12 protein-coding genes and 2 pseudogenes are annotated in these 9,020 nt (G+C 34.3%); 1 reads left to right on the forward strand and 13 read right to left on the reverse strand.

Going from position 1 to position 9,020, the window contains the following annotated elements; genetic code table 11:
- The 10 genes and pseudogenes from FWJ34_RS15820 to FWJ34_RS15865 all read right to left on the reverse strand — a co-directional run.
- Nucleotides 1-600 (reverse strand): annotated as a pseudogene (locus FWJ34_RS15820) (ParA family protein); the annotation flags it as partial.
- A 235-nt stretch (nt 601-835) separates the two neighbouring features.
- Nucleotides 836-1,189 (reverse strand): type II toxin-antitoxin system VapC family toxin, encoded by a 354-nt coding sequence (locus FWJ34_RS15825; RefSeq protein ID WP_308256307.1) that lies wholly within the window; start codon nt 1,187-1,189, stop codon nt 836-838.
- A gap of 5 nt (nt 1,190-1,194) precedes the next feature.
- Nucleotides 1,195-1,497 carry a hypothetical protein gene (locus FWJ34_RS15830; protein ID WP_308256308.1) on the reverse strand — a complete coding sequence of 101 codons (303 nt, stop codon included), beginning with the start codon at nt 1,495-1,497 and terminating at the stop codon, nt 1,195-1,197.
- 312 nt (nt 1,498-1,809) lie between these two features.
- A pseudogene (locus tag FWJ34_RS15835) lies at nt 1,810-1,935 on the reverse strand (type II toxin-antitoxin system mRNA interferase toxin, RelE/StbE family); the annotation flags it as partial.
- 33 nt (nt 1,936-1,968) lie between these two features.
- On the reverse strand, nt 1,969-2,223 hold the full coding sequence (locus FWJ34_RS15840) for a type II toxin-antitoxin system mRNA interferase toxin, RelE/StbE family (protein ID WP_017295276.1): 255 nt from the start codon (nt 2,221-2,223) through the stop codon (nt 1,969-1,971).
- Nucleotides 2,223-2,483 (reverse strand): type II toxin-antitoxin system Phd/YefM family antitoxin, encoded by a 261-nt coding sequence (locus tag FWJ34_RS15845; protein ID WP_308256309.1) that lies wholly within the window; start codon nt 2,481-2,483, stop codon nt 2,223-2,225. The genes FWJ34_RS15840 and FWJ34_RS15845 overlap by 1 nt, the downstream gene beginning before the upstream one ends.
- A 134-nt stretch (nt 2,484-2,617) precedes the next feature.
- Nucleotides 2,618-2,830, reverse strand: a complete 213-nt coding sequence (locus FWJ34_RS15850) for a type II toxin-antitoxin system HicA family toxin (RefSeq protein WP_308256310.1) — start codon at nt 2,828-2,830, stop codon at nt 2,618-2,620.
- Complete coding sequence (locus FWJ34_RS15855; RefSeq protein WP_308256311.1) at nt 2,823-3,044, reverse strand: type II toxin-antitoxin system HicB family antitoxin; 222 nt, start codon at nt 3,042-3,044, stop codon at nt 2,823-2,825. Before FWJ34_RS15855 ends, FWJ34_RS15850 begins: the two co-directional genes overlap by 8 nt.
- Before the next feature lie 340 nt (nt 3,045-3,384).
- Entirely contained in the window at nt 3,385-4,623 is a 1,239-nt protein-coding gene (locus FWJ34_RS15860) for a VWA domain-containing protein (RefSeq protein WP_308256312.1), read from the reverse strand.
- Nucleotides 4,620-5,327: a MerR family transcriptional regulator gene (locus FWJ34_RS15865; protein ID WP_308256313.1), complete on the reverse strand. Its 708-nt coding sequence runs from the start codon at nt 5,325-5,327 to the stop codon at nt 4,620-4,622. Before FWJ34_RS15865 ends, FWJ34_RS15860 begins: the two co-directional genes overlap by 4 nt.
- 267 nt (nt 5,328-5,594) lie before the next feature.
- On the opposite strand from FWJ34_RS15865, the gene FWJ34_RS15870 reads away from it, so the two are divergent.
- Nucleotides 5,595-6,959, forward strand: coding sequence for a flavin monoamine oxidase family protein (locus tag FWJ34_RS15870; RefSeq protein ID WP_308256314.1), 1,365 nt, complete (start codon nt 5,595-5,597; stop codon nt 6,957-6,959).
- 68 nt (nt 6,960-7,027) lie between these two features.
- On the opposite strand, the gene FWJ34_RS15875 is transcribed toward FWJ34_RS15870, so the two are convergent.
- From FWJ34_RS15875 to FWJ34_RS15885, 3 genes are all read right to left on the reverse strand, one after another.
- Entirely contained in the window at nt 7,028-8,080 is a 1,053-nt protein-coding gene (locus FWJ34_RS15875; protein WP_308256315.1) for a DUF3326 domain-containing protein, read from the reverse strand.
- Nucleotides 8,081-8,199: 119 nt separating this feature from the next.
- Nucleotides 8,200-8,400: a DUF4258 domain-containing protein gene (locus FWJ34_RS15880; protein WP_308256317.1), complete on the reverse strand. Its 201-nt coding sequence runs from the start codon at nt 8,398-8,400 to the stop codon at nt 8,200-8,202.
- A gap of 122 nt (nt 8,401-8,522) precedes the next feature.
- The gene (locus FWJ34_RS15885; protein ID WP_308256318.1) at nt 8,523-8,693 is read right to left on the reverse strand and encodes a hypothetical protein; all 171 of its coding nucleotides are present in this window, start codon (nt 8,691-8,693) and stop codon (nt 8,523-8,525) included.
- Nucleotides 8,694-9,020 lie beyond the last annotated feature (327 nt).

Consider the following 9,020-nt stretch of genomic DNA (forward strand, 5'->3'; position numbering starts at 1 on the left):
CCCAAAAGGGGCGGGTAATGATAAAACTCCTGCTAAATTAATGGTTGTTGTAGTTTTGCCAACTCCTCCTTTATTGTTATATAAGGTAATGGATAAGGCTTTTTCAGGTTGATAAATATATTTTTTAATTAAAGCTATTTTCTCATCAATATTATCAGGAGTTAACAGGATATTTTCTGTATAAGGATAAACAACTTTATCATGACGGCGGAAAAGTTGAATATAATCACCATTGGTTAGAATTGCCCAACGAACAGTTTTACAATTAGTGGCACTGGGATCTAAATAACGCTTTAATTGTATTACCGCTTTCTGATAATCTTTACTACCAGAAGAAATATCTAGCATCCTCTTTTTCAATTCGATAATCAAAAAAGCATTACTTTTACTATGAGCAAAATTATCATTATTCGTGTTTTTTCTGAGGGCTAAATCGACTTTATCTCCTCCTTTTCCAGTAAGATATTCTATGCAAAATTCATTACCTTCAAAATTCCATGATGGTAATAAGGCAGGAATAATAAATTGAGTTAATATATCACCTTCGATGGCTTCGGAAGACAAAGCCAACCATGTTTTTTTGAGATTAGATTCAGTCATAAAAGTATTGTTATTTAGACTTTTAATTTATTATGGATATTATCTACACTAAAACTTATAGTAATACAAGTATTTTTGATAGAGATAGTATTTTTCCTTCTATATTATCTATCAGTGTCAAAAATGCAAATTATGCAGTATTGTGGTGTAAATTTTAAAAATTCATTGATGAAGTCCCGAAGATCTTACTTAGTACGATCAAACTTTTTTTTGACGAAGTTTTGTTGTACTTAAATCAGTTCTCCATACTAATTAAAGTAGCATTTTCACAATTAGCTTGAGCTATCAAAATTCTGTCAAAAGGATCTTTATGATAAAGAGGTAAATTATCTAAATATAAAACATGATTATTGAAAATAGATAATAGTTGAAAATTATTTTCTCTTACTTGGCTTTTAACAATCTCCTCAAGAGATAATTTTAGGTTAAGTTTTCCTAAACTAGATTTTATTTGCATTTCCCAAATCGTAGCCACACTCAAAATTTTTAAGTTATTAGAATTAGTTAATAACTCCATTACTGTGGATGATAAATTATTAGGACTACTATCCCACCAAATAAAAGTATGGGTATCAAGTAATAACTTCATGATTCTTACCCTAACCAAAAACTATCAGATAAAGGCTCATCAAAATCCTCAGCCATAGAAATTGCCCCTAAATGTAATCCCGGTTTTGCTATTTTGTTCTCTTGAAATTTCAAAGCATTTTCAGCATCTAGTAAAGGAGTTAATTTTGCTTCTTCCATTGCTTGATTTAAACAAGAATTGTCTATATATTCAGGTAATTTATCATCATTATTTATCTCATTGGGGATTATTTTTTCCCATATTTCGATGGGAATAACTACCGCTTTTTTGTTCCCATTTATATCAGTTAAATATTCGACACTTTTCATAATTAATAATTGTGACTACTTATGATTATTTTATTCTAACTTTTTTGTCTGAGTTATAGAGGCGATCGAACCTTCCCCACAAAATCGAACTCCTATCACAAAAGTCGATCACGAAGTGGAGTTGTGGGATAATACTTAATAAATATATTTTTAGAAAAATACTATATTTGTGCTATTTCCGATAAAATATGGGAAAAGCAATAAAAATATATTCATCAAGAGGAATAATTATTCATGGAGACAAGAATATCGTAACTAATAAACCTCATCATGAGTACCAATATCAATTAAATTGATTTCCTCTTCTAAAGTTTATTGATTACGCTCAAAACAAAACACAATACGACAATAATCATATTCAACGGTACAAGCCCAAGCTCCTGATAATGTTCTTTTAAGTTTATAGGTGCGTAATACTGGATTATAAGGATTATCCGCCTCCACGCAGTTTTAAATCATTATTGACTAGGATTAATCTCCATAATGAGTTTTTGCACGATGAATATAAATTAGTTTTTGAGGCTCGTCAATAGTATAAAGAATTCTGTCTTTGTAACTTAAACGTATAGAGTAGAATCCACTAAGATCTCCGAGCAGTTTTTTACCACCATAAGGACTAATACTTATTATTTCTTGAATAATTTTTTTGAGTTTTTCTTTCTGTTTTTGGGTAAGTTGAGCGACATCTTTTTTGGCTTCTTTGGTAAATCTTATTTGATAAACCATCAATCAATATCTCCCAATACATCATCTAAAGAGTAAGTTTCCTGATTAGATATTTGTTCAAGGGAGCGTTGTAAACTTTCTCTGAGTCCTGAAATTGACAATAGCTCGATCGTTTCTTGTAAACTTTCATAATCTTTTTGAGAGATTAACACCGCCGAAGCATTAATTCCTTCTAATTCATAGATTTTATTTTCTTCATTGACTGATTTGATTAATTCGATTAAATCTTCTTGGTTATTATTTATGAGCAATTTTTCCATAAGTGACACTCTATTATTAATACTATTTTAGTTTAGCAATTCGATCCCGAAGGGATCTGCTACGCAGTGCGAACCTCATCCCCAAAAGTCGATCGAGCGATCGAGAGAAATAAGTAATCATCTTTTGGTAAAGTTTATTTAAGTTCGTTAAACTCTTCCTCTGTAATACCTAACTGACTTAAAATTTCCTTAAACAACCAACTGCCAATTTCTGCGTTGCCATGAATAGGAATTGTAGTTGATCTTCCGTCAATATGTTGCCAACGGGCATGACTACCTTTTTGACGAACTTTTTGAAAACCTAATTTTTTTGCTACTTTTTCGATCGTTTTTACTTTGCTAGGCATGAGCGACAACTTTTATTTCAACATCATTAGGTAATATTTTTCCTTGCTCAAGATATTCTTCTTGAATCATTGAGAAAACATTATTTAACTCTAACCTTGCCTCTTCTTCACTTTTTCCCCAAGCATGACAACCCTTAATAGCTGGAACATAAGCAACAAAAGTATTGTTGTCATCAGGTTTAACTATAATTGTATAATCTGTTAATGACTTCATCGTTTTAAATAATTTATTTCGCATCTAAATATAAAGATAACAAGGATTTAACAATTTTATGGACTGATTATAAATCAGGAGAAATGTCAAGTTAAAAAGATGAGAGTGCGATCGAACCTCCTCCACAAAATAGCACTTCTTTTACAAATACTATTCTTCAGGGATGTCTATTATGGTATTTTCATCGGTAATAATCCCCTCTAAATTGGCATCTTATTTATCATGATAATTTTCGAGATTTATGCAATTTATTAAGATTTTTTTACAAATCTCTCAAATAGCACGGGCTTAATAATTTAAACCCCTACGATGCTAAAGGCACACTGCGGGTACGCACCTTTTATGGACGACTACGTCGCTTATTATAATTTTGAAATAGATCATTTTTCCGCATGGATTTACTCTCTCCTCTTTCCAAATCTTCTAATAAATTATCCATTTCTGCTATTTCTGGCTCGATCGCACTATAGCACACTCCAGAAGCCATCATTTCTTCTTTAGCTTCCTGTAAACGCTCCCTTGTACCCACAATATCCCCTCTGTCAAGGCTTCTTACTGCCTCCTCTTTTGCCCGTGAAGCTATTAACTGAGCAACTTTTGCCTTTACCTCCTCATTAAAAGGATAATTATTCAACTGGGCGGAGTTAACCACAGGTAACTGTAACTGATGATGAGAGATTTTTCTTGACAGGGTTTCATTGTCATCATAAGCTAATCGGAATTTAACGAGGGGTGCTGATTCCCTCATGGGAGGAATTTTTAACCGCAAAACCATATCAAATTGATTTCCTGCGATAAGATTCGGTAATTTATAACGCCCGTATTCCGTTTTTTCCAAATCATTAAACACATCCACCAATTCCACAGGAGAGAAAGGATTAATCCCTAAACTGACTTTTTGCCCAATGGTTGCCATAATCCCCTGTAACTCAGCATTGAAAATACTTGGTAACTGATCGGGATTTTGGATAAAGTAATAATTACCATCCCCAGATAAAGCCATTCCCTGCATCAAATCCTCATTAAAATCATCACCGATACCCATTGTGGTTGTGCTAACCCCCTGTTTACTTAAACCATTAACATCATTACCAATGACATCAGGATTCGTTTCCCCCACATTTGCCAAACCATCAGATAACAAAATAACACGGTTTAAATGTTGGGGTTGCAGATATTTACTCACTTGAGTCGCCCCCTCTAGCCAACCATCATACAACGCCGTCATATTGCGAGGAGTGATGCTGTTAATTCGATTAATAATATTCTGCTTATCAGTAGGTTGTTGAGAGGGAATAATTACTTCTATTTGATCATCATAGATGGTAACACTAATTCTGTCTGATTCTGCTAATCGTTGCACTGCATAGATAGCTGCCTGACGGGCATACTTGATTTTATCACCTCCCATTGAACCCGATCGATCGATTACCAATCCTAAATTAAGAGTCCGGCGTTGTCGATTAGTGGGAATTTCAGGAATAGAGATTCTCACAATCAAATCGAGATTCGTTACGCTATCAGAAGCAATAGCATCTCTTAAACAGATAAATTGTACTTGAGGCTTAATAATGCTCATAACTGTCTCCTTTTGAAGAATTTACTTAAAATATTGCGGAAAAGTTCTATTAAAGACTCTCGCTCTTTGATACTATTGGGATAAATGAAATCATCACGGATATGTAACTCTAAACCATCTAAAATCCTTAAACGAGTCCAATTTTCTTCCTTATCTAATAAATTTTGATGATTATAAGTCTCATCTAATGCAGACATGGTATTTTTGTTCGGTTCAGGTGATGACTTAACATTGGATGACGATCGCTCAGTGTGCCTTTGGCATCGACTTCTTTTTCCTTTTAAATCTGTGAGAAAATCCAAAGCGGAATTACTAGAATTTGGGATAGATTGTAAAGGGGGATGGGCGGTAGTAAGATTAAGAGAAATACCTCCGATTAATAAACTTTTTAACTCCTCATTGGTTTTCGAGGTAAGTAAATCATTAATTGCCGTTGTGCTGATACCATCACTGAGTAAACGCTTAATTAACAATAACTGTAAAAGATGACGATAACGATAAAAAGCATAACGATTTTGCCGAATAGGCTCATCCATCAACCTTTGACTGGTGTAACTTCGTACTAGACGAGTGTTAATTTCTTCTTTAACTTTGCTATTACCCTTAATATCAGGAAGATAGAGAGGTAATAATTGATTTGCTACCTCCACAAATTCATCGATTAACCATTCTTGATGGTTGTTTTCTAATCTTTCTAAATCCATAAATTTAAGATAACACTTACTTTAGAAAATGTCAATATCATTTTTTGATGTAAAATAATGATTTGAGAAAAGTCTGACAATATCAGTATTTAAGTTACTTGTAGCGTTTATAGCGTTTATGTTAAATTAAAAATTCTAAAATAACAATACTAAGTTGTTCATGTTCAAAACACAAAAACATATTAAGAAATGTAAAAACTTAAATTTATAGATTGTATTTCTTATTATTATTTGACTGATCTGCTCAAAAAAGATTTACTAAAAATCATGTCTAATATTTATGATTGTATTGTTGCTGGTTCGGGATTATCAGGATTGGTAGCGGCTCGAAACCTTTCTCGTCTCGGTTATAGAGTTTTGGTAATTGAAGCGCAAAATCGTATTGGTGGTCGAATGTATGGCGAATATTTGCCCTCTGGACAATGGATCGATCGAGGTGGACAATGGGTAGGGCCTACTCAGGATCGTTTTCTGGCTTTGTTAGATGAGTATAATATTCGTCGTTTTCCGACTTTCTCAGAAGGAAAAAAAGTTCTTTTATTTAACGGACAACGTCATGAATTTGACGGGTTTTTTCAAGGTTTTTATGAAGGAGAAGCCCCTAACGTTAGTGAAGAAGAATGGAACGATGCGATAAAAGCATGGGAATCTTTTGATAGTCTTGCTCAAAGTTTACCTGAGACTTACCCCTTTGGCAATAATGATTATAAAGCATTAGACGATCGAACTTTTGCCCAATGGATTGAAGAAAATACTCACACGGATTTTGGAAAATGGTATTTTTCTTATATGTGCCGTGCAGTGGGTTTTTTAGGTCCGACTGAACCGGGTGAAGTATCCCTATTACACCTTCTTTGGGGACATAAATCTGCCTCTCAAGGAGAACATCCCGAAGCCGAACTTCTTCACGGTGGGGCGGGGCAAATTCCTGCTAAAATTGTGGAAGAATTGGGCGATGATCATATCCGTATCGGCGAACCAGTTATACATATTAACCATGATGATGACGGGGTAGAAGTTCACACCACTAAGGCAAAATATTCAGGAAAATATGCAGTAGTTGCCATGCCTCCTCATTTAGCAGGAAGAATCACTTATAACCCTCCCATGCCGTCTTTACGTCAACAACTTACTCAAAGAGTACCAATGGGTACTTGTGCTAAATTGTTGATTTCCTACGATCGACCTTTCTGGCGAGAAAAAGGTTTAGCTGGAATTGGTTTAGGTAATTGTCAATGGATTGAATTATGTGCTGATAGTTCCGATCCCGAAACGGGAGTAGGGGTTATTGCTACTTTTGTGGTTGGCGATCGATATAAAAAATGGTGTGTAATGAGCCAAGTCGAACGACGTTCAGGAGTACTTTCCGATCTAGCTAATTATTTTGGGGAGGAAGCTTTATCACCGGCTACTTACGATGAAGTGGATTGGCCTGCAGAGCAATGGGTAGGAGGCGGATATGCTGGTTTTATGCCTCCGGGGGTATGGACTACTTTTGGACAAGCACTAATCACTCCTGTAGGGCGTATTTATTGGGCTGGAACAGAAATGGCTGAACGTTGGGCTGGTTTCTTTGATGGCGCAATACGCACAGGAGAAGCCGCCGCTAATTCGATTGCTAATTTATTGTAAGATAGGACAAGATAAAGAAGTGATCACCTTGTTCCTAAATTTATTTAAGTTGTCTTCCCTCACATCATTTAATTCTTAATTTGATAAAGGGGTTTTATTTGTGGATTTAGTGCCTCATAACGAATACCAGCACGATGGGTGATAATTACTCCTAAGGCTTCTAAATATGATTTGACTTTAATCGCTTTAATTCCTAAAAATTCAGGAGGTATATTTAAGACTGTTTCGTTATTTTCTACTGCAATAATTTGTGTATTTAAAGCACTAAAACTCAACATAGCACTACCACCACAGGCATTGGCAGGTATAACTAAACTATCTACATCCTCAGCCCAAAGACTATGATAATTTTTTTTTAGAGTAAATTGAGGTGCTTTACTTAATCCTACCAACACACATGGTAAAAAAGTATATCCAAGTTCCTCAGCAGTCGCTCTAGGTGATATACTAATATCTAAGGGTAGAGGGGACAAAGCTGGTGCATGAGCGCAGGGTATCTGAAATTCTCTAACTAAGAGATGGGATATTACTGCCTCCGCACCTGCTAACACATCCACTCCGTTTCCGTAACGATAATCCTGTAAGGCTTTAGTATCAGTGTCGTCTGGAAATCTAGCTACTACCGCTAAAGCATTAACTTTGGCCTGTTTGAGTAATTTTTCTCCTGCTCGTAATAAACTATCAGGATTACCTATTGTACCCCAACTAGCACCACTTTCGGCAATTCTTAACTCTACATTTAAGGGGTGATCAGTGATAGTATAATCACTTACGTTTATACCTAAAGTTGTTCTTACTGCGTCAGTAGCTTGTAAATGTCTATATCTTAATTCCGTTTCGATACCTTTATCTAAGATTAAGCCAATTTTATTTTGAGTTACTGATTCTAAACCCCATTCTCCCGCCGCAAATTTATCTAATGCGTATCCTTCTACATAATCAATATTATTATGTGACCAATATAAACTAGCCCCATTCATCACATTCGGATGGGTAATAAGGCGATCGCAAATTTGAGCCATTGCCCTAGCCACTGGTAAAGCATCTCCTGCATAACCGCCGATGGAAGCGCCGATACCAGTAGGGATAATTAAAACAGCAGAATAAGGTTTTTGTGTCATAGAAGAGAATGAGATTTCTTTCGTCAATTTGGTTAAACAGATGCAAATTCATAAACAGGAGTTTGTATGAATCGTTAGTATAAATAACAAGAGTATGGATAAATGTTTCTTGAGAGTAACTATTCTTCACTGATATTTCTCCTAATTTTATAGTCAATCCATCGTTGAAAATCGGGTTGATATAGGGTAATAATTTTTATTAGAGGGCGAGTAAGATAACTACAATGAATATGTAAAAGGCGTTTGGCTTTAGTAAACCTAAAAATCAAACAACTTGCACCATATTTATCATCAGGGTAATCCTCATTAATTTTATTCAATCATTTCTTTACAATTGTAAACAAAATTACTTATATTTAAAGATGATTTGTCCTAATTTTAGGTAAAACTATTACTTATTAACCATTTGCTTACCCTCGTCATAAAACTTTTTTAGTAGATTCTACTTAGTTACAATTGCTTCTACTTTTGCTTTTTGCTTCTTTTCATCAATATCAGTAACCGCCCAACGTAATGGTTTACCTTCAGTGTTTAATTTTTGTTCAATTTCTTGTTTTAATTTAAGGGGATTTTCTTGTAAGTTGATTTCTGCGGTTATAAAATGAGTAGTCATAGTTTTTTATTGATAAATTTTAAGTATATTTTACTGCAATTAATTCAGTTATTTTCAGTAATTTGTAAGTAAAATGCTGGTGCTGGGGATGATAAAATAGAGAAAAGATTAGAAAACTACAAGATTAGGAGATGAGAAGATAAAGGTGTTAATTAATAATTATGATTATTAACCATCAATTATTTTTCGATCTTGCATATTTTAACAATACACTCTGGATGTACTATTAAAAGCCCTAGAGAAAATTAATTTAAGTTAATAGTACAGATGAAAGAATATAGTAAATAGATTAACATTCGTGATGCCTATAACAGTAAAAGACAAATG

This window comes from Geminocystis sp. GBBB08 (assembly GCF_016743215.1).
Taxonomy (GTDB): Bacteria; Cyanobacteriota; Cyanobacteriia; order Cyanobacteriales; family Cyanobacteriaceae; genus Geminocystis.

Coding starts and splice junctions, on each gene's coding strand:
- FWJ34_RS15825 (WP_308256307.1), bottom strand. CDS start 1,189: ATGAAGTTATTACTTGATACCCATACTTTTATTTGGTGGGATAGTAGT.
- FWJ34_RS15830 (WP_308256308.1), bottom strand. CDS start 1,497: ATGAAAAGTGTCGAATATTTAACTGATATAAATGGGAACAAAAAAGCG.
- FWJ34_RS15840 (WP_017295276.1), bottom strand. CDS start 2,223: ATGGTTTATCAAATAAGATTTACCAAAGAAGCCAAAAAAGATGTCGCT.
- FWJ34_RS15845 (WP_308256309.1), bottom strand. CDS start 2,483: ATGGAAAAATTGCTCATAAATAATAACCAAGAAGATTTAATCGAATTA.
- FWJ34_RS15850 (WP_308256310.1), bottom strand. CDS start 2,830: ATGCCTAGCAAAGTAAAAACGATCGAAAAAGTAGCAAAAAAATTAGGT.
- FWJ34_RS15855 (WP_308256311.1), bottom strand. CDS start 3,044: ATGAAGTCATTAACAGATTATACAATTATAGTTAAACCTGATGACAAC.
- FWJ34_RS15860 (WP_308256312.1), bottom strand. CDS start 4,623: ATGAGCATTATTAAGCCTCAAGTACAATTTATCTGTTTAAGAGATGCT.
- FWJ34_RS15865 (WP_308256313.1), bottom strand. CDS start 5,327: ATGGATTTAGAAAGATTAGAAAACAACCATCAAGAATGGTTAATCGAT.
- FWJ34_RS15870 (WP_308256314.1), top strand. CDS start 5,595: ATGTCTAATATTTATGATTGTATTGTTGCTGGTTCGGGATTATCAGGA.
- FWJ34_RS15875 (WP_308256315.1), bottom strand. CDS start 8,080: ATGACACAAAAACCTTATTCTGCTGTTTTAATTATCCCTACTGGTATC.
- FWJ34_RS15885 (WP_308256318.1), bottom strand. CDS start 8,693: ATGACTACTCATTTTATAACCGCAGAAATCAACTTACAAGAAAATCCC.